Annotated in this window: 22 protein-coding genes; 13 read left to right on the top strand and 9 right to left on the bottom strand. The window is 53.7% G+C overall.

Annotated elements, in window-relative coordinates; translation table 11 throughout:
- Nucleotides 1–12 precede the first annotated feature (12 nt).
- Nucleotides 13–567, bottom strand: a complete 555-nt coding sequence (locus tag ACAW75_RS17255; RefSeq protein WP_370729989.1) for an OsmC family protein — start codon at nucleotides 565–567, stop codon at nucleotides 13–15.
- 269 nt (nucleotides 568–836) lie between these two features.
- On the opposite strand from ACAW75_RS17255, the gene ACAW75_RS17250 reads away from it, so the two are divergent.
- Nucleotides 837–1,769 carry an AraC family transcriptional regulator gene (locus ACAW75_RS17250; protein WP_370729988.1) on the top strand — a complete coding sequence of 311 codons (933 nt, stop codon included), beginning with the start codon at nucleotides 837–839 and terminating at the stop codon, nucleotides 1,767–1,769.
- Between the two features lie 12 nt (nucleotides 1,770–1,781).
- On the opposite strand, the gene ACAW75_RS17245 is transcribed toward ACAW75_RS17250, so the two are convergent.
- Both ACAW75_RS17245 and recF read right to left on the bottom strand, forming a co-directional pair.
- Nucleotides 1,782–3,953 (bottom strand): glycoside hydrolase family 9 protein, encoded by a 2,172-nt coding sequence (locus tag ACAW75_RS17245; RefSeq protein WP_370729987.1) that lies wholly within the window; start codon nucleotides 3,951–3,953, stop codon nucleotides 1,782–1,784.
- 245 nt (nucleotides 3,954–4,198) lie between these two features.
- A complete protein-coding gene (gene recF, locus ACAW75_RS17240; RefSeq protein ID WP_370729986.1) occupies nucleotides 4,199–5,290 on the bottom strand; it encodes a DNA replication/repair protein RecF in 1,092 nt (363 codons plus the stop codon).
- Nucleotides 5,291–5,518: 228 nt separating this feature from the next.
- Here recF and pdhA point away from each other — a divergent pair, with 228 nt between their 5' ends.
- The 7 genes from pdhA to serS all read left to right on the top strand — a co-directional run bounded on the left by pdhA (nucleotide 5,519) and on the right by serS (nucleotide 11,577).
- A complete protein-coding gene (gene pdhA / locus ACAW75_RS17235; protein ID WP_370729985.1) occupies nucleotides 5,519–6,568 on the top strand; it encodes a pyruvate dehydrogenase (acetyl-transferring) E1 component subunit alpha in 1,050 nt (349 codons plus the stop codon).
- Nucleotides 6,569–6,703: 135 nt separating this feature from the next.
- Entirely contained in the window at nucleotides 6,704–7,396 is a 693-nt protein-coding gene (locus tag ACAW75_RS17230) for a tetratricopeptide repeat protein (protein WP_370729984.1), read from the top strand.
- A gap of 175 nt (nucleotides 7,397–7,571) precedes the next feature.
- Nucleotides 7,572–8,066, top strand: coding sequence for a 6,7-dimethyl-8-ribityllumazine synthase (gene ribH, locus ACAW75_RS17225; RefSeq protein ID WP_370729983.1), 495 nt, complete (start codon nucleotides 7,572–7,574; stop codon nucleotides 8,064–8,066).
- A 112-nt stretch (nucleotides 8,067–8,178) separates the two neighbouring features.
- Nucleotides 8,179–9,522 carry an aspartate kinase gene (locus ACAW75_RS17220; RefSeq protein ID WP_370729982.1) on the top strand — a complete coding sequence of 448 codons (1,344 nt, stop codon included), beginning with the start codon at nucleotides 8,179–8,181 and terminating at the stop codon, nucleotides 9,520–9,522.
- A gap of 65 nt (nucleotides 9,523–9,587) precedes the next feature.
- A complete protein-coding gene (locus ACAW75_RS17215) occupies nucleotides 9,588–9,896 on the top strand; it encodes a nucleotidyltransferase domain-containing protein (RefSeq protein WP_370729981.1) in 309 nt (102 codons plus the stop codon).
- Nucleotides 9,893–10,285 (top strand): HEPN domain-containing protein, encoded by a 393-nt coding sequence (locus ACAW75_RS17210; protein WP_370729980.1) that lies wholly within the window; start codon nucleotides 9,893–9,895, stop codon nucleotides 10,283–10,285. Before ACAW75_RS17215 ends, ACAW75_RS17210 begins: the two co-directional genes overlap by 4 nt.
- Complete coding sequence (gene serS / locus ACAW75_RS17205) at nucleotides 10,285–11,577, top strand: serine--tRNA ligase (RefSeq protein ID WP_370729979.1); 1,293 nt, start codon at nucleotides 10,285–10,287, stop codon at nucleotides 11,575–11,577. The genes ACAW75_RS17210 and serS overlap by 1 nt, the downstream gene beginning before the upstream one ends.
- Nucleotides 11,578–11,636: 59 nt before the next feature.
- Here serS and ACAW75_RS17200 read toward each other — a convergent pair whose 3' ends face one another.
- The 3 genes from ACAW75_RS17200 to ACAW75_RS17190 form a co-directional block, all read right to left on the bottom strand.
- Nucleotides 11,637–12,764, bottom strand: coding sequence for a hypothetical protein (locus ACAW75_RS17200; protein WP_370729978.1), 1,128 nt, complete (start codon nucleotides 12,762–12,764; stop codon nucleotides 11,637–11,639).
- 45 nt (nucleotides 12,765–12,809) lie between these two features.
- Nucleotides 12,810–13,061, bottom strand: coding sequence for a hypothetical protein (locus ACAW75_RS17195; protein WP_370729977.1), 252 nt, complete (start codon nucleotides 13,059–13,061; stop codon nucleotides 12,810–12,812).
- A 135-nt stretch (nucleotides 13,062–13,196) separates the two neighbouring features.
- Entirely contained in the window at nucleotides 13,197–14,477 is a 1,281-nt protein-coding gene (locus tag ACAW75_RS17190) for a DUF349 domain-containing protein (protein WP_370729976.1), read from the bottom strand.
- A 70-nt stretch (nucleotides 14,478–14,547) separates the two neighbouring features.
- Between ACAW75_RS17190 and ettA the strand changes: the two genes are divergently transcribed.
- Nucleotides 14,548–16,215 carry an energy-dependent translational throttle protein EttA gene (gene ettA, locus ACAW75_RS17185; RefSeq protein ID WP_370729975.1) on the top strand — a complete coding sequence of 556 codons (1,668 nt, stop codon included), beginning with the start codon at nucleotides 14,548–14,550 and terminating at the stop codon, nucleotides 16,213–16,215.
- Nucleotides 16,216–16,278: 63 nt separating this feature from the next.
- Here the strand turns inward: ettA and ACAW75_RS17180 are convergent, their stop codons facing one another.
- The 3 genes from ACAW75_RS17180 to ACAW75_RS17170 all read right to left on the bottom strand — a co-directional run bounded on the left by ACAW75_RS17180 (nucleotide 16,279) and on the right by ACAW75_RS17170 (nucleotide 19,132).
- On the bottom strand, nucleotides 16,279–17,544 hold the full coding sequence (locus ACAW75_RS17180; RefSeq protein WP_370729974.1) for an isochorismate synthase: 1,266 nt from the start codon (nucleotides 17,542–17,544) through the stop codon (nucleotides 16,279–16,281).
- 136 nt (nucleotides 17,545–17,680) lie between these two features.
- Nucleotides 17,681–18,637 carry a DUF4349 domain-containing protein gene (locus ACAW75_RS17175; RefSeq protein ID WP_370729973.1) on the bottom strand — a complete coding sequence of 319 codons (957 nt, stop codon included), beginning with the start codon at nucleotides 18,635–18,637 and terminating at the stop codon, nucleotides 17,681–17,683.
- A 96-nt stretch (nucleotides 18,638–18,733) separates the two neighbouring features.
- Nucleotides 18,734–19,132 (bottom strand): DUF1573 domain-containing protein, encoded by a 399-nt coding sequence (locus tag ACAW75_RS17170; protein WP_370729972.1) that lies wholly within the window; start codon nucleotides 19,130–19,132, stop codon nucleotides 18,734–18,736.
- A gap of 305 nt (nucleotides 19,133–19,437) precedes the next feature.
- Here ACAW75_RS17170 and ACAW75_RS17165 point away from each other — a divergent pair, with 305 nt between their 5' ends.
- The 4 genes from ACAW75_RS17165 (at nucleotide 19,438) to ACAW75_RS17150 (ending at nucleotide 25,086) form a co-directional block, all read left to right on the top strand.
- Entirely contained in the window at nucleotides 19,438–20,742 is a 1,305-nt protein-coding gene (locus ACAW75_RS17165; protein ID WP_370729971.1) for a sensor histidine kinase, read from the top strand.
- Between the two features lie 42 nt (nucleotides 20,743–20,784).
- Nucleotides 20,785–21,504: a response regulator transcription factor gene (locus ACAW75_RS17160; RefSeq protein WP_370729970.1), complete on the top strand. Its 720-nt coding sequence runs from the start codon at nucleotides 20,785–20,787 to the stop codon at nucleotides 21,502–21,504.
- Nucleotides 21,505–21,592: 88 nt separating this feature from the next.
- Complete coding sequence (locus tag ACAW75_RS17155) at nucleotides 21,593–22,858, top strand: WD40 repeat domain-containing protein (RefSeq protein ID WP_370729969.1); 1,266 nt, start codon at nucleotides 21,593–21,595, stop codon at nucleotides 22,856–22,858.
- Nucleotides 22,859–23,028: 170 nt separating this feature from the next.
- The gene (locus ACAW75_RS17150; protein ID WP_370729968.1) at nucleotides 23,029–25,086 is read left to right on the top strand and encodes a beta-L-arabinofuranosidase domain-containing protein; all 2,058 of its coding nucleotides are present in this window, start codon (nucleotides 23,029–23,031) and stop codon (nucleotides 25,084–25,086) included.
- The last annotated feature ends 9 nt before the right edge of the window (nucleotides 25,087–25,095 follow it).

The raw sequence follows: 25,095 nt of genomic DNA, 5'->3' as shown, positions 1-25,095 counted from the left end.
TTAACGTACCTGTCAGGAAGCCGCCAGGGTGTCGACGGATAACGCCAGGGTCGGCGAATGCTGCAGGGTCTGATAGATGACGCAGTCTCGTTTGGTCAGCTTCACCAGGGTTTCAACCTGCTCTTCGGTAGCATGGGTGTCAAGCTCGAACGTGAGCCGGATCGCCTGAAAACCAACCGGTGCCTCGTTCGCTACGCCCAGCGTACCCCGGAAATCCAGATCGCCTTCGGCCCGAACAACGCCGTAGTGTATGGTGACGCCAATGGCTGTAGCCACAGCTTTCAACGTCACGCCCGCGCAGGCAACCAGCGCCTCGAGGAGCATATCGCCCGAGTAGGCCAGGTCACCCTTACCGCCTGTAGCCGGGTGCAGGCCCGCCTGCACGATCGCCTTGCCCGCGCCCACATTACACGAAACTTTATCGCCCAGCGAGCCTTCGGCCTGGAGGGTGATCATCGCCGTTTCTGGCTGTTGCTGATACTGTTGTTTGATCGGCACCTGTATGGCCCGAAGCTCATCGGTTGTCATTGATAGAATAGGGGTATAGGGCTGTTGGTTAGTAAACATCAGGCAAACCGATGAACAGGGAAATCGGCCGTGGCGGAGCCTGATTTAAACGCAAACCACCGTGATCCGTTTGCCTACTGTATGGAATTAGCTATGTGGTGATCGAGCCGACACGTTACCGGATTGATCTGCGTTATAAAGCAGAATGGGTACGACATTACTAATAAAAAATGTAATAATAATAGTAAGGCGCTGCAGGCAATGTCCTATATTTCAGGTCAGTATTGAAGTAGAGTGCGCTAGCGCTGCTTGTTAATCAACGACTATTTATGAAACGTACACAACTGGCTCCGCTTGATATTTCACGCCATTTACATTCACGGCGGCTGGATCAGGAAGTCGAGAATAGAACAGCGTATACGATCGACACGGCGGAGCTAACTATCTATGAAACACAGCACATTGCCGAAAAAATTGAACTGACCTTCAACAGCCCCGTATTGGCCAGTATGATTCGGGGTAAGAAGGTGATGCACCTGCCCGGTACGCCCTCTTTCGATTTTCTGCCGGGCGAATCGGTCATTGTTCCCGGCCAGGAAATGATGCGGATCGACTTCCCCGAGGCACACAAGAACAACCCGACGCAGTGCCTGGCCCTGGCCATTGCGCCCGACAAGGTGAGGCAAGTCACCGACATGCTCAACGACCGATCACCGCTCATCGATACCGCGCAGGGATGGCAATTTGGGCAGCACAACTTCTTCCTGACCAACGACGAGCCCATTCACCAGCTTATTGCGCGGCTGATCTACATTTTTACGGAAGACAACAAAGCCAAAGAGGTCTTTGCCAATTTCGTGTTGCAGGAACTGGTGGTGCGGCTGATGCAAACGCAGGCACGCACGCTGCTGTTAGGCCCTGAAACGGCCCACGCCAACGTGAACCGGCTGGCCTATGTGGCACAGTACATCAATAAGCATCTGGGCCGGGCTCTACATATCAAAGAGCTAGCTGATGAGGCCTGCATGAGCGAGCCCAACTTCTACCGCATCTTCAAGCAAACGTTCGGCATGACCCCGGTCGATTACATTAATCAGCAACGCATTGCACTGGCATCCCGGTTGTTGAGAACCACCAACCGGTGCCTGGCCGATATCAGTATTGAGTGTGGGTTCAACAACCTGACCTATTTCATGAAGCTGTTCCGGCGCGAAATAGGTACGTCGCCTTCGCAGTACCGAAAGCAGATCCCGCTGGCATAAGGCCTTCGTTCGCTAGAGCACGCTTATTTTCCTGACAACTTCCTGCTGCCCCAGCTGGCAGCGAATCAGGTACATTCCGGCGGGTAATTGCTGAACGGGCAGCTGTACCCGGTTAGTCCCCGCTACACTTGTGTGCCGGACCTGGTTGATCGCCCGCCCCAACACATCGGTGATGGTAAAGACACAAGCACCCGGTTGTTCGGCCGTAAATACAACCGTTACCGAACTGCTGGCCGGGTTTGGGTACAGGTTGAAAAAGCTGTTTTCTGGTTCTGTTGCCGTTATGACAACCACCGGAGTAACAGGCAATTCATACTTCGTTGGCGTATCGACAAACCGTGACAGCGCCTTAACGTAGGCTGACTGGTAATAGATGCCTGGCTCGGTTACGGACCAGCTGGCATCGGGCCAAATGGCGTTCCAGTCGCGGTAGCTTTTCTGAGCAGGCTGGTTACAGGGCGGGGTCAATGTACAGGTTCCCTGACCGGGTTGGTAGCTTTTGTTGGGACCGCCGGGTACGTATCCCGGCGGTGGGCCACCTTTGGCCGAGACCTCTGCTTCGGCCCAATCGGTTTTATCACTAAACCACGAATGGTATATGCGTGTGGCTGATTTTTCGGCGCCCAACTGCCGCATGTTGGTCAGGTACACGAGGTTCAGCGGGTTCACTCCGTGCAGCGCATGAAGCAGGTCTTCGGCTCGCTGCCGATAATAGTCACTACCCGACGGGTCTACTTTGTACTGAACCAGATCGAAGTTGATGTTGGCAAAATCGGCCCTGATCTGGTTACTGCCCCAATGGTATTGTGCCTCCGGCATATACGCCCGATACGGATCTGCCTGCGCTGTCGGCCGGTAGAGGTCAAGCTGTTTACCATCGCTTAGCTTGCGGCCAATGATCGTTTGAGACACACTGGTTGTTGCCCCAGCCAGTTGGGTGTAGTACAGCAGCGCGTCGCCGTGAATGGTTTCGTATGGCCCCCACCAGCCCAGCACACCAATGAGCCGGTAATTATCGTCGACAATCTGCCGGTAACGTACCTCGCCGGTCAGCGCGTATAAGTAGATAGCGGCTGTGACGCGTGCTTTTTTCTGTTCGGTTTCGTCCCAATCGGCGTCACCTGCTTCAATGGTACCGTCGTCGATGTTCGTGTTTTTGGTGGGTGTGTTTTCGTACCAGTCGAAACCCAGCACTGCCAGCCTGCGCAGTTCTGCCGCATAGGCTTTCTGCGACGGGATTTTGTCATACACAATGGCGGCATGGGCAAACATACCGGCCATAGCGATAGCCGCTGCCGTTGATTTTTCGGGATAATAGTACCGGGGCCGAGTGTCGGTGCTGGGGGGCAGGCTCGACCCCGGCGCGTTGGCTACCAGGCCCATTTTTATAATCGCTGAACCGTCGGTATGCTGCATTTTTCGGAGCCAGTCGAGCTCCCATTTCACCTCGTCGAGCAGATCGGGCACACCATTCCCGCTTTCGGGTAAATTCAGGTCATCGGTCCAGATGGTGGGTTTCTGGTCGTAGGCGTCGAGGAGCTGATGAACGGGTTTGGCGGCAAAGGTCGTGTATTTATTATAGTCACCGGCATCCCACCAGCCGCCCGACAGGTCGCGGGCAGTAGCGGCGTTGGTCCGATCGCGGATAGAACGGGCAGCAAGGTCCTGGTTTGCCCCAACAAACGAGGCCCCATCGGCCCAGCTGGCACCGGCGAACTGGGCTTTCTTCTCGACGTTGCAGCGGTTATAGAAAAACATCCGCACGGCCGTTCTGAGCAGGTTGGTATACACTTCGTCGTGAATCTCGAACCGGAACGAACCGGTCTGTTGGCCTGCATCATAGACATAATAGCTGCCCGGCGTTTGCACCGACGAGAAATCGAACCACCAGGCCTTGTCGCCCGATGTGGCGTCGGTGCTACCATTGTTCCAGACGGCCAACGTACCCCGGAAAACGATGGCATCGTCCTGCCAGCGACGAAGCTCATACTGATTAACACCCGTCGATGGGGCAAAAGCCTGGCTGGCATTGAACCCCTGCACCGGGCTGCTGATCACCGCAACCTTGCCTGATGACGGCCGGTAGCCAAACTGATCGATATGAATATTGTCGGCTGTACGGACCGGTGCTGCCAGGGCTGACAAACTGGCGATGAGCAAACAGAAAAGAAGACGTGGAATCATGGAGTAAGCAGGTGTATGCCTGTAGGCTTGAGGAAACAGGCACGCAGTAACACCACGTGCCTGTCTGGTAGTAAACCTATGAAGCAATGAATGCTAACTGACTAAAACAGAGGAAAGCCCATTCCGGTACTTAGCGGTGGTAAAGTTGCCTTTTATTGAGACGCTATAGAATGGGTTAAACCCTAGTTTGTTACAGTATAGGGTTTTTACCAAGGGCGACCGTTGTGCCGCTGGCTTAAAACAGCCTAACCCTCTTTCCCGATTCGGAAATACCGGACATCGCTCTGCACCGACGCCAGCAGGTGCTGGGTACGTTCCGGGCGGGCATCGGTGATGAACAGCTGCCCAAAGGCCCCTTCATCGACCCGCTGGATGAGTTTGGCGATCCGGCCATCGTCGAGCTTATCGAAAATATCGTCGAGCAACAAAATGGGGCGGGTTTGTTTTTCCGCCTGCAGCAGGTCGAACTGACCTAGTTTGAGCGCAATCACAAACGTTTTCTGCTGCCCCTGCGACCCAAAGCGTTTCAGCGAGATACCATCGATAAGAAAGTCGAAATCGTCGCGGTGAACGCCCATCGTGGTGCGCTGCATGGCCACGTCGCGGCTCCGGTTCTGCACAAACAGATCGTCGAACCCCATTTTATCGAGGTCTGAATCATACAGAATCGTCACGGCTTCGCGCCCGTCGCTCAGGTACGTATAGTGCGCCTGTACGCTGGGCAGCAGGTCGGCCAGGAACTGTTTACGTCGGTCATGAATACGCTGACCTATATACAGGAGGGGCTCGTCGTACGTATCGAGTAGGTCGTGATCAACGTTGCGGCGGTCGGCAAAGAGTTTGAGCAGGCTGTTCCGCTGCTTCAGTACATGTTGGTACTGGAGGTAGTCTTGCAGGTATTCGGGGTCAAGTTGCGACAGAACGCCATCGACAAACTGGCGGCGGTCTTCGCTATGCTCACGCACCAGATCCGTATCGTTAGGGGCCATAAGCACCACCGGAAACCGGCCAATATGCTCACTGACACGTTCGTAGGGCTTTTTATCAGCCAGAATGGCCTTGCGTTGCCCACGTTGCAGGCTGATGGTGATCTGAGTAGGTCGGTCGTGCTTGACGAAAGTGCCATCGAGAATGAAGTAATCTTCGTTGTGGGTCACGCTGAGCGCATCGAGCGACTGAAAAGCACTTTTCGACAGCGCAAGGAAGTAAATCGCATCGAGCAGATTGGTTTTCCCACTACCATTCTGCCCCACAATCACATTGACCTGCCTGCTGAACGTGAAAAGCGCATCCTCGTAGTTTTTAAAATTGGTCAGGCTTAATTTGTCGAGATACATAAAATTGGGGAGGAAAGCAGGAAAGGGAGGAGGGGAGAAAAGAGGGATGACAAGTTTGTCGGTATGATATCAACAATTCCAGTATCTGCAATCCTATTCCTCCTTCTTCCTTTCCTCCTTCCTCCTTTGTTTGTACTTTTGCAAGCATTTTGCCCGGAAATAGCAACAAAGATACATCCCCTTTGTTCGGCAGATAACAGGGCAATCTACCCTCTACTTAGGATACACATGGCAACCGTCAAAGACAAGGCTCCAGCCGCTAAAAGCAACGGCAAAGCAACTCCGACCAAAACGCAGCACCCCAAAGAGCGGTACATGTATTGGTATGAGTCGATGCAACTTCAGCGTAAATTTGAAGAAAAGGCTGGCCAGCTCTACGGGCAACAGAAAATCAAGGGCTTCTGCCACCTCTACATCGGTCAGGAAGCGTGTTCATCAGGATCGTATTCTGCCCTGACCCCCGATGATAAGTGGATCACGGCCTATCGTGACCATGGCATTCCACTGGCGCTGGGCTCTGATCCTAAAGCCGTTATGGCCGAACTGTATGCCAAGCAAACGGGGTCCTCGAAAGGCAAAGGCGGGTCGATGCACATCTTCGACAAGTCAGTGAATTTTGTGGGTGGCCACGGCATCGTTGGCGCGCAGATCCCAATGGGCGCTGGCATCGCCTTCGCTGAAAAATACAACAAAACGGGCAATCTCTGCATCTGTTTCTTTGGCGACGGAGCCGTGCGTCAGGGCGCTTTGCATGAAGCCTTCAACATGGCGATGTTGTGGAAACTGCCCGTCATTTTCGTGGTTGAAAACAACGGGTACGCCATGGGTACGTCGGTAGCCCGTACCTCGAACGTAACCGAGCTGTATACCATCGGCGAATCCTACGATATGCCTGCCGAACCCGTTGACGCGATGGAAGTAGAAGCCGTTCATGAAGCCGTTAGCCGCGCTGCTGAGCGTGCCCGTGCTGGTGAAGGGCCAACTTTCCTGGAGTTCCGTACGTACCGGTATCGGGGCCACTCCATGTCTGACCCGCAGAAGTACCGCAGCAAAGATGAGGTGGAGCAGTATAAACAGCGCGACCCGATCGAAAACGTGCGTCAGCATATCCTGACCAACGGACTGGCAACGGAGGCGGAGCTGGCGGCCATTGATCAGAAGATCAAAGCCACCGTTGATGAGTCGGTGAAGTTTGCCGAAGAATCGCCTTACCCACCGGTCGAAGAAGCGTTCAACGATGTGTACATGCAAAAGGACTATCCATTTTTAGTGGAATAGTAAAAAGTGGTTTGGTATTTGATAACGCTGGATGACAAAGGGGCTTATGGCGCCTGGCTACCTGATTAAACTTCGGACGGCAGACGTTGAACATCAAACTATTTTCGTACTTTTGCCCCTCAAATTGCAACTTGTATGAGCAAGAAAAACGCGGGTTTAGAATTTCTTGAAGATCCCGACGCACTGGCAGGCCGTTTAGAAAGGGCCGAAGATTTTTTTGAAACAAACCGTAACCTTATTCTAGGCATGGTTGGTGGTCTGGTGCTGGCTATTGTCGGCTACTTCGGCTACCAATATTTCCAGGGTGAAAAAAACCTGGAAGGGCAGGACAAACTGTTCAACGCGGTGTACAAGTTCGAGCAGGATTCGCTGCAGCTTGCCTTGAATGGCAAAGGCGCGACACCTGGCCTGCTGGCCGTTGCCGACGACTACAGCGGTACGAAAGCAGGTAACCTGGCGCACTTCTACGCGGGAACTGCTCTGCTGAAAGAAGGCAAATACGACCAGGCTATTGAGCAATTGAAAGATTTTAGCTCATCAGACCTGCTGGTGCAGGCGCGTGCTTATTCACTGATTGGCGATGCTTACTCAGAAAAGAAAAGCTATGCCGAGGCCGCTGAATACTATGAAAAAGCAGCCGAGTACAAGCCGAACAAATTTTTTACGCCAGGCTACCTGTTGAAACTGGCTATTGCCCAGGAGAGCGCGAAAGCCAACGATAAAGCTATTGAGGCTTATCAGCAAATCCTGGATAAATATCCTGAGACGTCTGAAGCCGTTAGTGCCAAGAAATATAAATCCCTGCTCGAAGCGCAAAGCGGCGAGTAGTCAACTAGGTACGTATCAGTACGAGTACACAGAGGGACGAAGCCGTAACAAGGTTCGTCCCTTTTTTAGTTAAAAAAGTTTACTGTCTTCTGTCTTCTGTTGCGCGGCTAGTTCACGGTTTTAGGACTAGCAGCGCAACAGAAGACAGAAGACAGTAAACAGAAAACTTTTTATTATGTCTTCTGCCGATAAAAATCTTAGTGTCTTCACAGTTGATAATCTGCCTGATATCAGCGGGCGCCGCTTTGCCCTTGTTGTAGCCGAGTGGAATGCCGAGGTAACAGAGGCCCTGTTTCAGGGCGCCTACGACACCCTCATCAAGTACGGTGCTACGGCCGAGAATGTACTGCGTGGCAACGTACCTGGCAGCTACGAGCTGACGCTGGCCGCCCAATGGTTTGCCGAACGGGCCGATATCGACGCGGTAATCTGTATCGGTTGCGTCATCCAGGGCGAAACCAAGCACAACGATTATATCAACCATGCTGTGGCACAGGGCTTTACTACCGTGAGCCTGAAGACGGGCAAGCCTGTCATTTTCGGTGTGTTAACTCCCAACAACCAACAACAGGCCCTCGACCGGGCTGGTGGCATCCATGGCAATAAAGGCGACGAAGCCGCCATGACGGCCATTAAAATGCTCGGATTAAAAGAAACCATGAACAAATAAGTTTTCTGTTCACTGTCTTCCGTTTTCTGTTGCGCTGCTAGTTCTAAAACCGTGAACTAGCAGCGCAACAGAAAACGGAAGACAGTGAACAGAAAACATAAATTTCACCTCCATGCACGTTTGGAAATTTGGCGGAACCTCAGTTGGAAAACCTGAGCGGATGCACTCGATTCGTAACCTGATTACGGCCGATCCGACCCGGAAAGTTGTTGTGCTGTCGGCGTTGTCGGGTACGACCAATGCGTTACTGTCTATCGGCGAATCGCTGAAAAGTAACGCCGAAGACGAAGCCTTCGAGAAGATCGAACACCTGAAAGCACACTACGACAGTTTTGTCCGCGAGTTGTTCAAGACATCGGAAGGGTTGGCGGCTGGTCAGCGGATTATCTCGAACGAATTTTCATTCCTCCGCTCGTTGACACGCATCAAACCGTTTACGCTAAAGCAGGAGAAAGAGCTTGTTGCTGAAGGTGAATTGTTGAGTACGCAGCTTTTCTCGGCTTACCTGACCGAAGAAGGAGTGCCGTCGGTGCTGTTACCCGCTCTGGAGTTTATGCGGATCGACGCTGATAACGAGCCTGAATTGGCCGTGATCGATCAGAATCTGCGTGAGATGCTGCCGCCACATGCCGATAAGCAGATCATCGTGACGCAGGGCTTTATCTGCCGCAACCCACGCGGCGAGGTCGACAACCTGAAGCGCGGTGGCTCTGATTACACGGCTTCCCTGATTGGCGGCGCCATCCGGGCCGACGAGATCCAGATCTGGACCGACATCGACGGCATGCATAATAATGATCCGCGCATTGTAAAGAAGACCTTCCCGATTCGGGAACTGACGTTCGATGAGGCGGCTGAGCTGGCCTATTTCGGGGCTAAAATTCTGCATCCATCCACCATTACACCAGCTAAAATGCGGGGTGTGCCGGTGCGTTTGAAAAACACGATGGCTCCCGGAGCGCCAGGTACGTTGATTACCGACAAAGTCAGTGCGGATAAGCAGAACGGACACGTGTTCAAAGCCATTGCGGCCAAAGACAACATTACGGCCCTCTATATCCACTCGACCCGGATGCTGAATGCGTATGGCTTTCTGCGTCGTATCTTTGAGATCTTCGAGCGGTTCAAAACGCCGATCGACCTGATTGCCACGTCGGAAGTATCTGTGTCGGTCACGATCGATAATACGGAGAACCTCGCCGCTATCCAGGCTGAGTTGAGCCAGTTCTGCGAGCTGGAAGAACCCGACTACAATCAGACCATCATCTGCATTGTGGGTAATTTCAGTTCCGACCATCCGGGCATTGCCCTACAGGTGTTGAAAGCGCTGGAAGGCATTCCGATCCGTATGATTTCGTATGGTGGCACCGAGCACAATATTTCGCTGCTCATGCACGGCCAGTACAAAAATGAAGCCCTGAACGCGCTGAACGACAGTCTGTTTCTAAATGCCTAAATGCCTAACTTTAGCTAGCCATCCAGCGTAGGTACGTCTGCGCTGTATGCTACAACATTACTGCTATGACTGACGCCGAATTCCTGCAAGCTGTAAAGCGATCCGTTCACGAGATCGACCCGCAGGCCGAGGTGTGGCTGTTTGGCTCCCGTGCCCGTGGCGACGCCCGCCCCGATTCAGACTGGGATTTCCTGATTTTAACAGCCGTTGATCTAAGTAAGGGAAACCGGTGGCAGTTCAGCGATCACTTAACCGACTTATCACTTAAATCAGGGCAGGTGATTAGTTCGGTTGTTTATCCATATCAGGAGAAAGCGCGATTACGTGTTACCGATTTGTATAAGAATGTTGTAAGAGAAGGGCACCGTTTATGAATAGGTACAGAACCGATCTGATAACATACCGCCTCGAACGGGCGGATGCTCTTCTACAGACATCGAGAAATCTTGTCGATGACCAGGATTGGTTCAGTGTTGTGAACAGACTTTATTATGCAGTTTATCAAGCTGTTTCTGCGCTGATGGTGCATACAGAAATTCCCATCAACTCACATGCTGGTGCAAAGGCTATGTTCGACCTGCATTTTGTTAAAACCAGTAAGGTCGAGGTTAAATGGAGCAAACTTTATAGCCGACTGTCTGATGCCCGTCACAGTAGTGATTACGGTGCATTTATTGACTTTACCGCCGACGATGTGCTTCCTTTGCTTCCCCAAACCGAAGAATTCATCGACGTAATTAAGCGTCTGATCACCACACACTGATGTTACAAATTCCATTCATACGCGAGAATAAAGACCTGGTTATGGCTGGTCTGCGGAAACGCCATTTTGCCGATGCCGAGACCACGGTTGACCAACTGCTGGAGCTTGACCAGCAGCGCCGCGATACACAGAAAGAGCTGGACGATAAACTGGCCCGGCAGAACGCGATTGCTAAAGAAATTGGTCAGTTGATGAAGACCGGCCAGAAAGAAGCCGCTGAGGCTGCCAAAGCGGAGACGGCTACCCTGAAAGAACAGTCAAAAACATTGGGCGAACAACTGACAGGTATTGAACAGCAGGTACAGGCCCTACTGGTAACGGTTCCCAACATTCCGCACAGCAGCGTACCTGAAGGTCGTTCGGCTGATGAGAATGAAGTGGTACTTGAATGGGGGGACAAACCAACGCTTCATGCCGGTGCCGAACCGCATTGGGAACTCATCAAACGCTTTGGCCCCGGCGGTAGTCCCATGATTGATTTCGAGTTGGGCAACAAGATTTCTGGCGCGGGATTCCCCGTTTATAAAGGTAAAGCTGCCCGGCTGCAGCGTGCGCTGATCAATTTCTTCCTGGATCAGGGACTGAATGCAGGGTACTCGGAAGTGCAACCGCCGATCGTGATCAACGAAGACTCTGGGTTTGGTACAGGCCAACTGCCTGATAAAGAAGGGCAGATGTACTATGCCCCGGAAGACAGGCTGTATCTGATTCCAACCGCCGAGGTTCCCATCACCAATTTATACCGTGATGTACTGGTAAACGAGGCCGATCTGCCCATCCGCCACATCGGATACACGCCCTGTTTCCGGCGCGAGGCAGGGTCCTGGGGCGCACACGTGCGTGGTCTGAACCGGCTGCACCAGTTTGATAAGGTGGAAATTGTCCGGATCGAAAAGCCAGAGAATTCCTATTCCGTCCTGGAAGAGATGAGCCTGCATGTACAGGGGCTGTTGCAGCAGCTGGCGTTGCCTTACCGGGTGCTCCGGCTTTGCGGGGGCGATATGGGCTTTACCTCGGCGCTGACGTACGACATGGAAGTATGGTCGGCCGGGCAGGGGCGTTGGCTTGAAGTGAGCTCGGTCAGCAACTTCGAGACGTACCAGGCTAACCGATTAAAGCTTCGTGCTAAACTCGACGGCGGCAAACCTACGCTGTTGCACACATTAAATGGATCGGCGTTGGCACTGCCCCGCATTCTGGCGGCTTTGCTGGAAAATAACCAGACAGCCGAGGGTACGATCCGCATCCCCGCCGTACTGGTGCCGTACTGCGGCTTCGATCTGATCGATTAGGTACGTATTAAGGATTCGATGCTCCTTTACATCGGAGCATCGAATCCCTCTTTTCTGATCTAGAGCTTCATGTGACGCTCGGCCGTGTGATGAAAGGCTAACTGCTGCTTCAGTTTTTCGGCCTCTTCAATAATCCGTTCGCCGTCTTTGGTGTCATAATCGTTCTTAATCAGTCCGTTCGCTTCGGCAATGGCTTTGTCGGGCTGATCCAGTAACAAATAAATGCGGGCCAGGTTGAAGTAGGCCGAATAGCGCATTTTGCGGTCTGCCTTCTCATCCTTAGTGTATTTCGATTTCAACGAGTCAAAATACTCGATCAGGGGTTGCATATCGGTTGACAACTGGGTGAGCGGCTCCGTCGCTTTCATTGTCTTTGTCAGGGTTACTACCGCCTTTATCGCTTCCTGCTGCACCGTGTACTCCGGGTGTTTATCGCTGTCGAGAATCCAGAGATGTTCGCGATTGGTCACCGGGATGTATCCGTAGAGTTCCGACACCCGATAGTTCACCGTGTTGATGCATTGATTTACATAGTCGTTCAGCAGGTTGCGGCGAACGGCATCCTGCCCGGCCCTAAAGGCGGCTGATGCATCTACCGCAGAACGGTATTCGCCCGACCGGTATGTAAGGCTTCGTAGCAGGCCTGCATCTATAACAGTGCTAATGCTGGCGTCGGCGGCATCGCTGCTGGCTTTGGTTAGAAAACGGTTGGCAGGTGCCTCGGTCTTTGTTTTAGCGGTTGCGTTGGCTTTGGGGCCTTTCACTACGTAATTGCCCCGCCCATCGTAGGTGGCAACGATACGATAGTAATAATTGGTGCCGGTCACCTTACCGTTTCGATCCTTAACTTCTTCGGTACGGGATTCGACCTCCGACCGGGAGAACCGGAAATCGTTCAGGGTAATCGTGATGCCAACAGTAGGGGATTTTTCGACCTTCTGGTAGCCCGATACGCCTATTTTCTGGTAAATAGCGTCTGGTGAATATACATCTGAAATAACGGGAGTTGCTTCTACACGTACGCCGAAGGTGCGTTGGTCCGGAGCCACATACTCAGAAGGAAACTGGATGCACTGGATCTCGTATTGTGATTTGTCGAGATCAACTTTTTGTGCATTGGAAACATAAGTTGACAGCAACAGGCAAGCCAGGCCGATGCCGACAACACCACGTAATGGTGTACGCATAAATAACGATCGTTTGGTGAAAGAGGTCACAAATGTAACTACTTGTCAACAATCGCACGAATAATTGGCGTAGCCTGGATAATGTGGTGAAAGTCGGCCGGCAACGCTGATTACGCGGTCAAGGGGGATGTGCTGCCCGTCGGCCAGATCGAGCGTGTCGAAGCCGGTCTGATTGCTTACGCCCAGCACGAGCGCATCGGTTTTGATGAACTCGTTGAGGTCAGTGAGGTATTCGATGCGGACAAATTTCCGGGGCTCGATAGCCGCGCGGAAATCAGACAAATCGGTGGTGTTCATAGTTAGAAGGTCAGTGATGGTGAGCGTAGTCATTTGCTGGATGACCCATTCGCCTATCAGTAAAACAGCGAAAGCCGGTCAGATAGTTTTCGCAACTACCTAACCGGCTTTCGCCATACCAGCAACGTACCCGGGCTATTCTGCCGCCGCCAGGGCGCGGTGAAAATCACGCAGGATAACCTCTTTCATGGCGATCTTACGTTTCTGCGTATTGATCTTGTTCAGAATCTGCTTGTCTTCAGGATTCTCCGGGTCGAGGCTGTCGATATCCTGCATCGAAAACTGGAGGTCGTTTTTTTCCCGCTTCACCAGGTATTCCAGCTCGCGAATCTTCGTCCGTAGTTGTTCGGCCTGGCTTTTCAGGCTAAACGCCGGGTATTTCCGGTCCAGGACACGGCCGAGGTAGCTAAGCTCAAAAATCTTGTCGCAGGCGGCCCGAAAACGCTCGTTCACCGCTTTGTCCTGCATCTTGAACGGCACCTTGATTTCCTTCCAGGCATTGAGCAACTCTTTGGCCCGGTTGGCCGAATTGAAGATCTGTGAATCGGGTACTTTCGACAGCGACTCGGCTTCGTCGGCCATTTTCATCTGCTGTTCGATACGTGGGTCGATCCGTTTTTGGATAACGATACCCTTCGCGTTGTTATATTTTTCGAAGACGTACTGCACCGTTCGCTTGAAGCGCTTGTGTAGTTTACCGCCTTTTTTAATAGGTACTTCACCAATATTTTTCCAGGCATTGTTGAGCCGACGAACCTCCTGGTAAACGATGTCCAGATCAGGGTTTCGCACGGCCCGCTCAACCAGCCGGATCATCTCTTCATACTGATCGAGCCGCTCCTGGATGACCTTGTTCTGCTCATTAAAGAACTCACGACGCCGTTGGAAAAAGTTGTCGAGAAGGCCCTGAAACTGCTCTTCTATTTCGGCCTCGACACTTTTATCTACCGGCCCGGTCTTGATCCACTTTGTCTTGATTTCCTGGAGCGCTTCGGCGGTGGGTTTCCAGTCGTCACTACCAGCAATGACCTCAGCCTCAGCGATAAGTGCCCGCTTGATTTCCAGATTTTTTAGCTGATTGATGTGGATCAGCCCCGACAGAACGTCTTCGAGCTGATCGAGCCGGTCGAGCAGGGGAGGAAAATCGCCAATGGCATCAAAGCTGATCAGTTTGCGACGTAACTGTAGCAGTTTAGTCAGATAAGAGCCTTTGTTTTGTGCTTCGGTAACCTCTTCTTCCAGTTGAGCAACCTTGCTCTGGGCGATAACAAAGCGGTTTTTAAAATAATCGAGCGCTTCCTGCTCTGTTCGTTTCACTTCGCCGATCTGGCGGTCTGGATAGTCGAGGTAGCCCTTTAAAAATACCTTTCCGTCTTCGACGTAACCGTATTCGTCTACCAATGAAGCATTTTCCATTTTTCCTTACTGAAGGGTTCTTGCGAGGGTTAATTACCGATATTTGCCCAACCACAAACATAGGCAAAAAATGAGCCAGGAAACGATTATCTTTTCTATGGCGGGTGTAAGTAAAATTATTCCCCCCAACCGACAAATCCTAAAGAACATCTACCTTTCCTTCTTTTACGGCGCGAAAATAGGCGTACTGGGGCTTAACGGTTCCGGTAAATCTACCCTGTTACGGATCATCGCCGGCATCGACAAAAGCTACAATGGCGAGGTCGTTTTCTCGCCCGGCTACTCTGTCGGCATGCTCGAACAGGAGCCGCAACTCGACCCGGCCAAGACCGTTCGCGAGGTGGTAGAAGAAGGCGTTCAACCGATCGTTGACCTGCTGAAAGAGTTCGACCAGATCAACGAAGCCTTTGGCGACCCGGACGCTGACTACGAGAAACTGGGTGCCCGGCAAGCCGATGTGCAGGAAAAGCTGGATCATGTCAACGCCTGGGAACTGGATACCCGCCTCGAACGGGCCATGGACGCGCTGCGTACGCCGCCGTCTGATGCGTTGATTGCGAACCTGTCGGGGGGCGAAAAACGGCGGGTGGCCCTGTGCCGTCTGCTGCTTCAGGAGCCCGACGTGCTGCTGCTCGATGAGCCGACCAACCACCTCGATGCCGAGTCGGTCTTATGGCTGGAAGAATACCTGCGGCAGTACAAGGGGACGGTCATTGCCGTAACCCACGACCGCTACTTCCTCGATAACGTAGCGGGCTGGATCCTGGAGCTTGACCGGGGCGAGGGTATTCCCTGGAAAGGAAACTACAGCTCGTGGCTCGACCAGAAACAGCAACGGTTAGCGAAAGAGGAAAAAACCGAATCGAAACGGCAGAAGACGCTTCAGCGCGAGCTGGAGTGGGTACGGATGGCCCCCAAAGCCCGGCAGGCGAAGTCGAAAGCGCGTTTGGGAGCGTACGAGAAGATGCTCGATGAGGATGCTCAGCAGCGCGAGAGCAAGCTGGAAATCTTTATTCCACCCGGACCGCGCCTGGGTAACAAGGTGATCGAAGCGCAGGACGTAGCTAAAGCGTTTGGTGATCGGCTGCTTTTCGAACACCTCGATTTTAAACTACCACAGGCGGGTATTGTTGGTATTATCGGGCCAAACGGAGCGGGTAAAACGACACTTTTCAAACTGATTACGGATAAGTATAAACCCGACGCAGGTACGTTCGAAGTGGGCGAGACGGTGAAGGTGGCCTACGTGGATCAGGAACACGATGGCCTCGACCCCGAGAAAACGGTGTATCAGACCATTGCCGATGGCAACGACTGGATCATGCTGGGGGGCAAGCAGTCAAACGCCCGGGCGTATTGCAGCCGGTTCAACTTTGCCGGGGCTGATCAGGAAAAAAAGATAGGTACGTTGTCGGGTGGAGAGCGTAACCGCGTTCACCTGGCCATGACCCTGAAAGAAGGGGCAAACCTGCTGCTGATGGATGAACCGACCAACGACCTGGATGTGAATACGTTGCGGGCGCTGGAAGAAGGCCTGGAAAACTTTGCCGGTTGTGCCGTCATCATCAGCCACGACCGCTGGTTCCTCGACCGGGTGGCCACGCACATCCTCGCTTTTGAAGGTGATTCGCAAGTGTACTGGTTTGAAGGCAACTTCTCAGACTACGAAGAAAACCGTCGCAAACGGCTGGGTAACGACGCCACGCCGAAGCGCATCAAGTACAAGAAGCTAGCGTAGGTAGCCAACTAGTAAAAGAGCCGGATCAAAAGTCCGGCTCTTTTTGCGTACAGTTAAAGCGGATCAACCCCGCATGCCGCGAAGCAGAGTCTGGCATTTCATTTCGGTTTCGAGCCACTCTTTTTGTGGGTCCGAATCTTCAGTCAGGCCAGCACCGGCAAAGAGCGTGGCCGTTTTGCCTTCCAGCGACAGGCAACGGATATGCACGAACAACTGACTAGCCCCGTCGATGTTGACCGGACCAACAAAACCGGCATAAAAACCCCGGTCGTGGCGTTCATGGGTGTGAATGAAATCGAGCGCTTCGGGGCGGGGCATGCCGCAAACGGCCGATGTGGGGTGCAGCAGCCGGAGCATGACGGTGCCGAGCTGCGGGAAATTCACCGCTTTGGTATCGACCGAATAGTGCGAACAAAGGTGCATCAGGTTGCCTGCCTGCGCTGTTTTAGGCCCTTCTTCGATGTATTCGCGTAATCGGATTTTCTTGAAACAGCCAATGATGTACCGGCTGACCAGTGCCTGTTCTTCAATCTCTTTCTGCGACCAGAGGGCATCGGCTGTGCGCTTCATTGTCCCGTCGGGCAAATAGGCCGATTGGGTGCCGGCCAGGGCCACTGTCCTGAATATACCATTGGCATCCATGCTGGCCAGGCGTTCGGGCGTGGCCGACAACCAAACCTGCGCCGGTCGGCCACCGGTGCCTTCGGGCAACCATACCGCTGAAATGAAAGCCGTTGGGTAAGCGGCACACAGGCGGTCGAACAGGGTAACCACATCGGGTACGCTGCTAAAGTCGATTGTTTTCGTCCGCGACAACACAACTTTCCAGAATTTCCCCGCCTTCATGGCTGCTACAGCCTCTGCGACATTGGCTTCAAAAGCAGCCTGTGCGGTGGGGTTAGGTAGTTCTGTGAAGGTGACAGCGGGGTTTGCCGTACTCGTTTGTTGAGCTGTCAGGTACGTGGCTTCGTCGAAAGCACGGGTGGCGACAGTACTGCTGGAGTCGCGGTAGGTAAGCTGACCATTGGCGTCGAGTACAACGTGGCGGTCGGCCTGTAGATAAAATGCCCGGGCAAAATCGTCGTCGGCGGTCCCGCGTCCGGGTGCATCGAACAACCCAATGGCAAAGCCGGGTGGCCGCTCGTCAAGATCAATGGGTTGTTGCTCGGAAAGGGGGGCGCCGAGATGAACGATCAGGTGTTTCTCTGCCTGATTGGGCATCCGCCAAAGGGCTGCGGGATGACCGGTCTGACGGGCGGTTTTCCAGAGATGGTGGATGGTAACGTCTAAATGAACCGTGGTGTTAACGTCGGCGGATGAAGCAGTCATGAGCGCAAATAGGCACGAAATATACCTTCTGCTTTCTTAACAGTTTGTCACGGGGTTTGGTGCTGCAAAACGCAGCGGTCTTGTCGATCAGCGAACCACCGGCTCAGCAACTGATCGACAGGGCCACTGCTTCTGCTTACTGCCCAACGGCTAGCGGACGTTTAAATCGACCGGTAACGTACCTGGCTGAGAAGTAAACGGCCACGCAAAACAGCATGATGCCCCAGCCTTCGAGCAGTAAGAGGACGAACGTTGCCAATATATGCCCCCCGGCGACGAGTGCGGCGGCTGCTTTTGTCAGAAAGCCGGGTTCATACAGCCGTACCTCATCAACGTTAGGGAGCACCCTCTGCTGAATTGACTGCCGTTGGTAGATGTTCAGCGTGATTGTGCTAAACTGAAGCTGATCGACCAGCGCGAGGTCGTTGATGGTGGCCTCGTCGGTTTGCTGCTGGTGGTTCAGCCGATTCTCTTCCGTGTCGTTGAGGTCGCCCAGCCGTTGATTCCCCCTGTTGACGGCGGCGCGAAGGCGTTGGGTATAGGCTGCAGTGCGTTGTTGGGTCTGGGCGGCAGCCAGGCGCTGCAACGCCACATCGTCGGACTTTATCTCCCGAAAATCCAGGTACTCCGACAAGCCGACAAGCGCGCGGAGGGTGGTGTCGAGGTGGGCGTTGGGGACGCGCAGGGTCAGGCTGTTGCTAACCGTAAACCGGGTGGTTTCGAGCAGGGAGTCGGCACTGATCGCTACCGTTTCGGTATCGTCTTTCTGGCTGTCGAGTCTGGTGAGTGTGATAAAACCACCCTGCCGGGCTGTAATGGTTTCGATCTGGTTGGTGGCAGTCACCACATTGTTGACCCGGAATTTGACAGCGGCGGTACGAATAAACTGATGATCGGGAAGGTTGATCTGGCCAGCCGGTGCGCCTGGTAACGGAGCGGGTGCTTCCTGGTCAGGTTCGTCGGTGGCAGCTGGCGCCGGTACGTTATTGAGCGCCGCATCAGGTCGAGTCATCTTCGCTTCCTGCTGCGATTGACAGCCAGCTAGCCAGAACAGCGTCATGGCCAGCAGAATGGGTTGGATAAGGGGCTTCATCGGGCTTTTTGGGTGGATGAACAGCGGGCTCGCCTTCCATAATTCGGTCTTTCATCCCCCTACACGGTGTCTGACACCGTGTAGGGGGATGAAGGCCTAGCGCGTACCTGCTGCGTTGCTGTTGGCTACCACTTCTCCTTTGAACGTGAGCGTAACGGGTCCACCGTCGGCATTGGATTCGACGTAGACTGATTTGCTGAAGGCACCAGGGGCGGCCGCGTTGAAGGTGGCTTTAATCTGCCCGGTGGCGCCGGGCAGCACGGCCTCTTTGGGCCATTCAACGCCCGTGCAACCGCATGAGCCCTTGGCGTAGGTGACCAGTAGCGGCGCTTCGCCTTTGTTGGTAAAGGTATACGAAACGGTGACGGGTTTACCCTGGCGGATTTTACCAAAATCATGGGTGGTACTGGTCCAGCCAAATGCCGCTGCCAGCGTGTGGGCAACTACGGTTCCGGCTACGAGGAGAGCCGATAAAAGGAGCGTTAACGTTTTCATAAAGAATAAATTAAGCGATGGTTTCAGGCCCGCCGGGCTTTCCGGCGGGTTGCTGCACCAAAAGTAGTTCAGGCCTGAAGCCCCCGTGTTAATGACTGGTTATCAGTTGTTAATGAAATGTTAAAGGCCGTGCAGCGCGTGAACGAGTGTGAGAATGAAGGCGTGGACCATGTACTTTAGTTGGCTAAAGAGTGGAAGAGGTATAGAGTGCCTATAGATTAGAGCCTGCTGGCTAACGACCAGCCCCTTGACTCTTTTGCTTTTTCTGACTCACGATCTAGTTACTCTTTCACGCTTTACTATATATGTCCCGTTCGTTGATTCGGCTTCTTGTCGTGCTGTCGGTGATTGCCATTGTGGGTATTCTGACCGTACAGGCCATCTGGTTACGCCGGGCCTATGCCTTGGGTGAGCGGCAATTTCGGCAAACGGCTTTTGTGGCGCTGCTGGAAGTAGCCGATGAGGTGGCCCGGCTGAATAAGATCAGGCAGACAAGGGCGGCCGTTACACAGCTTTCCTCTGATTATTTCGTAGTCCGCACCGATGCGCCGATCGACCCGATTCTGCTGGAACACTACCTGCAGAATGCTTTCCGGCGACACCGGCTCCTGACCGATTTTGAGTACGGTATTTACAACTGCGAAAGTGAACGAATGGTCTACGGCGCCTACGTAAGCTCGCAGCAAGGCAGCACCCGACAGGCCGGCAGGCGCATTAGCCGGACGCGAACACTGCCTAAGATTCAGGACTACACCTATTATTTCGAGATTCGATTTCCGGGTCAGGCGGGCGTAGTGGCCGGCCAACTCGATGGCTGGATTGCCTCGTCGGTAGCGGTGGGGCTGGTTGTGCTGCTGTTTGGCTACACGCTCTGGGTAGTGCTCCGGCAGCGTCGGCTTACCGAGATTCAGCGTGATTTTATCAATAATATCACCCACGAACTGCAAACACCGGTATCGACCCTGCGCATTGCGGCGGGGGTATTGCAACAGCCCGACATTAGCCAGCAACCCGACCGCCTGCGGCAGTATGCCCGAATTGTGAACGAAGAAAGCCTGCGACTGCAACAGCAGGTGCAGAATGTGCTGCACCTGGCCCGGCGGCAGCAACGTGGCTTCGCGCAGGAACGTACCCCGCTCGATCTGAACGAAGTGATGACGGCGCTGGCCGCCCAGTATCCATCGCTGATTCAGCTCGACCTGCAACCCGATCCCGCACCGCTGCTAGCCGACCCGTATGCGCTTGACACGCTGCTGACTAACCTGATCGATAACGCCCGAAAATACGGCGAGGCGCCTCCCTGCGTTGTCTTGCGCACCCGAACAGAGGGGAAACGGCTGGTCTGGTCGGTAGCCGATAATGGTATCGGCATTGCCAAAACGCATCACAAGGCCGTTTTTCGCCAGTTTTACCGCGTACCTACCGGCGATGTGCACGATGTGAAAGGCTTTGGACTAGGGCTTTATTACGTCTGGCAGATGGCCCGCGCTCATGGCTGGTATATCCGTCTGTTGAGCGAACCGGGACAGGGCAGTACCTTTGTGTTTAGTAGCCCGCTGGGTACGTTGCCACAGGCAACTGACACACCTGTTGCTGGCCTGCACGGATAACGTACCTGACTAACCTGACCATTTAAAACAACCTGCCTGTTCTTGAGCACCCGCGCCCGGATCCTGTACGTCGAAGATGACATTAACCTCAGCTTCGTTACCCGCGACAACCTGGAGGCCGCCTGCTTCAACGTGCACCACTGCACCACAGGCACCGAAGGCTGGCTGGCGTTTCAGTCGGCGCCATTCGATCTCTGTCTGCTCGATGTGATGCTGCCACAGACGGATGGTTTTACCTTGGCCCGGCAGATTCGCGCCGTGAACGCCGACGTACCTATTCTGTTCCTGAGTGCCCGCGCTGACCGGGCCGATCGACTGGCCGGCCTGCGCCTCGGTGCCGACGATTACCTGACCAAGCCGTTCAGCATTGATGAATTACTGCTGAAAATAGATGTGTTTCTGAAGCGGAGCCGCACTACCCTGTCGCCTGCCATTCTTCCGGTACGTGTTACCCAGCCGCTCCCCGCTATAGGAACGTACCTGTTCGATCGGGCCAACCTGACCCTGAATCGGGCCGGCTTAACAGATGCCCTAACGCAGCGCGAAGCCGATGTACTGGCATTCCTGCTCGACCGGGCCAACGCTGTTGTTCGGCGCGACGAATTATTACGGGCTATCTGGGGCGACGATGATTACTTCATGGGCCGTAGTCTGGACGTGTTTATCTCGCGGTTACGCAAACGCCTGTCGGCCGATTCGGCGGTTCGCATCGATAGTGTGCATGGTGTGGGATTTCGGCTGGTTGTTCCCGTTAGTCCATAGACAATAACCGCTCGTAGAATCGTTAGGTAATCTGATTCCTACGGGTATCTTTGTGTTTCACCTAAACAGCGTTTTTTACCGATTACACATGAAAAAAGTCAGTTTTCTCGCTGCTTGGCTGATGCTGGCGGGCATCACCACAGGCACCGCTTTTGCGCAGGCACCTATTCAATTCAACGCCCGGGCGTTGGTGGCCATTTCTGACGCTGACTTATCGGCCTCAGCCCTGATCGACGGCAACCGCTACACCACACCCGGCACCCGTGATCAGCTCACGTACATTAGCTTCCCCCTGAACCGTAACGGGCAGAGCATCGGCACGTCGAACACCCTGTCGAACTCGATGGCGCTCACTGATAAAGTACTGGCTATTGCACCGAACGGACGGCTTGGTTTTGTGGTTGAGGGCCGTGGTCAACTGAGCGACAGCCTGGCTACCATCAAAGGAATTACCGACTTCCCGGCCACAAACTACATGTTTGCCGTAGACTTAAGTTCGCCCCAAAAACCACTGGTCAAGTACCGGCTTCCGGTTGGCGCCGGTGGCGCTCTGACGGCGGTGGCGCTGGCCCCCAATGGCACCAGCCTTATTGTGGCTTCGACCGAAGCCGGGAAGGAGTTGAAATTGATCGATCTGGATGCTAGTTCAAAACCAAAGTATGTGCTGACCTCGGCTTCGCCCGTACCAGGTGTTGCCATTACCGACGTAACGTTTCATCCCAGCGGGCAGTTTGTCGCCTACACAACCACGGCCGGTGAAGTGGGGCTGATGAAATATGTTGTCGATGAGAAGACCAAGAAACCGTACACCGCTGCACATGGCAAAGCGGTGAAAGTGGGTACACAACCAGGTTCCGGCAAATTTACGCCCGACGGAAAGTACTATGTGGTGGCCGACAGCAAAGACAACAAAGTCTTTGTGGTTGAATTCGGTACCGACGAAGCGCCAGTCGATGCTAAAATCGTTTCGCAGGTAGCTACCAGCGAAGTGCCCGAAGCGGTAGCTGTAAGCCCGGACGGATCTGTTGTGGCGGTCGTTAGTTCGATGCAATCGGGTCAGCCGTTTACGAATGCCGCAGCCGGTAAGAGTGAAATAGCCCTGTTCGCTTTGTCGGGTGGGCAACTGGCCGCTGGCGGTAAAACCCAGATCGACGGCGTAATGCCACAGGCCGTGGAGTTTGATAAAACAGGCGATAACCTGGCGGTGGCCGTTCCCGAATACCTGGATTATGGTCTTCGTAACGGAGGCATCGAGTTCTACAAAGTAACGAAAGGGGCTCAACCCAGCCTGACCAAACAGCCGGGTCGTATTAGCGTTACGCGTGGCGTTCACGCCATCCGTGTCGTTAACTAGGCGAAGGAAGCAGACCAACAAAAAGAGCGGAATGGGGCAACCCGTTCCGCTTTTTTGTTGGTCTGCCCGCGCACATAGACCGAACGCATCGGCGACATACCCAGCCTGGGGGGTAGGTAGCACATAAAGTTGGTTTACCAGTATAGTTTACGTAATGTCATCGCTCATCTATGCGCCTACGCTGTCTCTGGCTGTTGATATGCCTCAGCCCCCCACTCACCGTTATTGCTCAGGTACGTTCCCCGAAATCGCCACCATTTGCCGGGTACGTCAACAATCGATTACCGCTACGGCCAAACCCATACGTTGAACTACCGCTGGGCGCTGTCGCTGCACGTGGATGGTTACACGAAATGCTGCTTCGTCAGAAAAAAGGAGCTACCGGCCAGCTCGATGACCTGTATCCGCTCGTGATGGGCAAACGAAACGGCTGGCTTGGCGGCGATGGTGATCAGTGGGAGCGGGGTCCCTACTGGATCGACGGGCTGGTGCCGCTGGCCTATTTATTACACGATAAAGAACTGATTGCCAAAACCAAGCCCTGGATCGAGTGGGCTATAAACAGCCAGCAGCCCAACGGCTATTTTGGTCCGCTGAAAGATTATCCCAACGAGCCCGGTATTCAGCGCGATAATTGCCAGGACTGGTGGCCCAAGATGGTGATGCTAAAAATTCTAAAGCAATACTATATGGCTACCAGCGATCAACGAGTGATCACGCTGATGACCAACTATTTTCGCTATCAGTTGCAGGAGCTGCCCACTCATCCGCTCGATCACTGGACGTTCTGGGCCAGATTCCGCGCTGGCGACAACCTGATGGTAGTATACTGGCTCTACAATCAAACCGGCGATAAATTCCTGCTCGATCTGGCCGAACTGATTCACAAACAGACCTTCGATTTCACCAACGGTTTTCTGAACACAAACATGCTGGCCGAGCGGGGCAGCATTCACTGTGTGAATCTGGCGCAGGGAATCAAGGAGCCGCTGATTTATTACCAGCAGCACCCCGACGCCAGGTACGTCGACGCGACCAATAAAGGGCTGTCCGATCTACGGCGTTACAACGGAATGGCGCATGGCCTATATGGCGGTGACGAAGCGCTGCACGGTAACAACCCAACGCAGGGGTCAGAATTCTGCTCGGCGGTAGAAATGATGTTTAGTCTGGAAAGTATGCTCACTATCACGGGTGACGTGGCCTATGCCGACCAGCTAGAGAAAATTGCGTTCAACGCGCTACCTGCTCAGGCTACCGATGATTTTATGGGCCGTCAATATTTTCAGCAGGCTAACCAGGTGATGCTCACCCGACAGATGCGCAATTTCGGCGATAACCACGGCGGCACGGACCTATGTATGGGATTATTGACAGGGTACCCCTGCTGTACGGCTAACATGCACCAGGGCTGGCCCAAATTCACCCATAACCTGTGGTATGCTACCAGTACAGCCGATGGGGAAACTGCCGGGCTGGCTGCACTGGTCTATGCGCCCAGCGAAGTGAAGGCGCGGGTAGCCGATGGGACCGAAGTAACCCTGGTAGAAGAAACGAATTACCCCTTCAACGATACCATCTCGTTTACGGTAAGGACTGAAAAGAAGGGAAAGGCGGTCAACTTCCCGTTGCATCTGCGCGTGCCGGCCTGGTGCAAGAAAGGAACGATTCGGGTAAATGGACAGCTTTTCAGTGAAGCTCAGGGCAACCAGATCGTGCCGGTAAGCCGTAGCTGGCAATCGGGCGATGTGGTCACGCTGACCTTGCCTATGCCTGTTTTTACGAATACATGGTATGAGCGTTCGATCTCCATTGAACGAGGCCCGCTGACCTATGCCCTGAAAATGGGCGAAGAGGCCAAAACGGTGGTCAACGATAAAGACCCGATCAGCTACGGAACTCAGTATACCGAAGTGCGCCCAACCACTCCCTGGAATTATGCACTGGTAGAGACGCCCGCAGCCCAGCTAGACCAGGCGGTGGTGAATCTGACAAACGGGAACCCCATTATCTTTCCCTGGAATCTGAAAAATGCACCCTCCGAAATCAGGGTAAAGGCCCGGCGATTACCTTCCTGGAAACTCTACAACGACATGACCGGCCCTATTCCGTACAGTTTCATTTACGGGGTTGAGTCGGCTCCTGATGAAGAAACCATTACGCTGGTGCCGTATGGCTGCACAGTGCTGCGTATAAGTCAATTTCCGGTGGTCAGAAAGCGCAACTAGGCACAACCA

The organism is Fibrella arboris (assembly GCF_041321095.1).
Lineage (GTDB): Bacteria > Bacteroidota > Bacteroidia > Cytophagales > Spirosomataceae > Fibrella > Fibrella arboris.
The sequence above is the reverse complement of the archived record's forward strand: the minus strand, read 5'-3'. Positions and strand labels throughout refer to the sequence as shown.

What these genes read in the sequence shown, in the direction of transcription:
- pdhA (WP_370729985.1), top strand. Translation starts at nt 5,519, where the DNA reads ATGGCAACCGTCAAAGACAAGGCTCCAGCCGCTAAAAGCAACGGCAAA.
- ACAW75_RS17195 (WP_370729977.1), bottom strand. Translation starts at nt 13,061, where the DNA reads ATGAACACCACCGATTTGTCTGATTTCCGCGCGGCTATCGAGCCCCGG.
- recF (WP_370729986.1), bottom strand. Translation starts at nt 5,290, where the DNA reads ATGTATCTCGACAAATTAAGCCTGACCAATTTTAAAAACTACGAGGAT.
- ACAW75_RS17170 (WP_370729972.1), bottom strand. Translation starts at nt 19,132, where the DNA reads ATGAAAACGTTAACGCTCCTTTTATCGGCTCTCCTCGTAGCCGGAACC.
- ettA (WP_370729975.1), top strand. Translation starts at nt 14,548, where the DNA reads ATGAGCCAGGAAACGATTATCTTTTCTATGGCGGGTGTAAGTAAAATT.
- ACAW75_RS17220 (WP_370729982.1), top strand. Translation starts at nt 8,179, where the DNA reads ATGCACGTTTGGAAATTTGGCGGAACCTCAGTTGGAAAACCTGAGCGG.
- ACAW75_RS17150 (WP_370729968.1), top strand. Translation starts at nt 23,029, where the DNA reads ATGCGCCTACGCTGTCTCTGGCTGTTGATATGCCTCAGCCCCCCACTC.
- ACAW75_RS17165 (WP_370729971.1), top strand. Translation starts at nt 19,438, where the DNA reads ATGTCCCGTTCGTTGATTCGGCTTCTTGTCGTGCTGTCGGTGATTGCC.
- ACAW75_RS17175 (WP_370729973.1), bottom strand. Translation starts at nt 18,637, where the DNA reads ATGAAGCCCCTTATCCAACCCATTCTGCTGGCCATGACGCTGTTCTGG.
- ACAW75_RS17200 (WP_370729978.1), bottom strand. Translation starts at nt 12,764, where the DNA reads ATGCGTACACCATTACGTGGTGTTGTCGGCATCGGCCTGGCTTGCCTG.
- ACAW75_RS17250 (WP_370729988.1), top strand. Translation starts at nt 837, where the DNA reads ATGAAACGTACACAACTGGCTCCGCTTGATATTTCACGCCATTTACAT.
- ACAW75_RS17180 (WP_370729974.1), bottom strand. Translation starts at nt 17,544, where the DNA reads ATGACTGCTTCATCCGCCGACGTTAACACCACGGTTCATTTAGACGTT.
- ACAW75_RS17190 (WP_370729976.1), bottom strand. Translation starts at nt 14,477, where the DNA reads ATGGAAAATGCTTCATTGGTAGACGAATACGGTTACGTCGAAGACGGA.
- ACAW75_RS17230 (WP_370729984.1), top strand. Translation starts at nt 6,704, where the DNA reads ATGAGCAAGAAAAACGCGGGTTTAGAATTTCTTGAAGATCCCGACGCA.
- ACAW75_RS17245 (WP_370729987.1), bottom strand. Translation starts at nt 3,953, where the DNA reads ATGATTCCACGTCTTCTTTTCTGTTTGCTCATCGCCAGTTTGTCAGCC.
- ACAW75_RS17210 (WP_370729980.1), top strand. Translation starts at nt 9,893, where the DNA reads ATGAATAGGTACAGAACCGATCTGATAACATACCGCCTCGAACGGGCG.
- ribH (WP_370729983.1), top strand. Translation starts at nt 7,572, where the DNA reads ATGTCTTCTGCCGATAAAAATCTTAGTGTCTTCACAGTTGATAATCTG.
- ACAW75_RS17255 (WP_370729989.1), bottom strand. Translation starts at nt 567, where the DNA reads ATGTTTACTAACCAACAGCCCTATACCCCTATTCTATCAATGACAACC.
- ACAW75_RS17215 (WP_370729981.1), top strand. Translation starts at nt 9,588, where the DNA reads ATGACTGACGCCGAATTCCTGCAAGCTGTAAAGCGATCCGTTCACGAG.
- serS (WP_370729979.1), top strand. Translation starts at nt 10,285, where the DNA reads ATGTTACAAATTCCATTCATACGCGAGAATAAAGACCTGGTTATGGCT.
- ACAW75_RS17155 (WP_370729969.1), top strand. Translation starts at nt 21,593, where the DNA reads ATGAAAAAAGTCAGTTTTCTCGCTGCTTGGCTGATGCTGGCGGGCATC.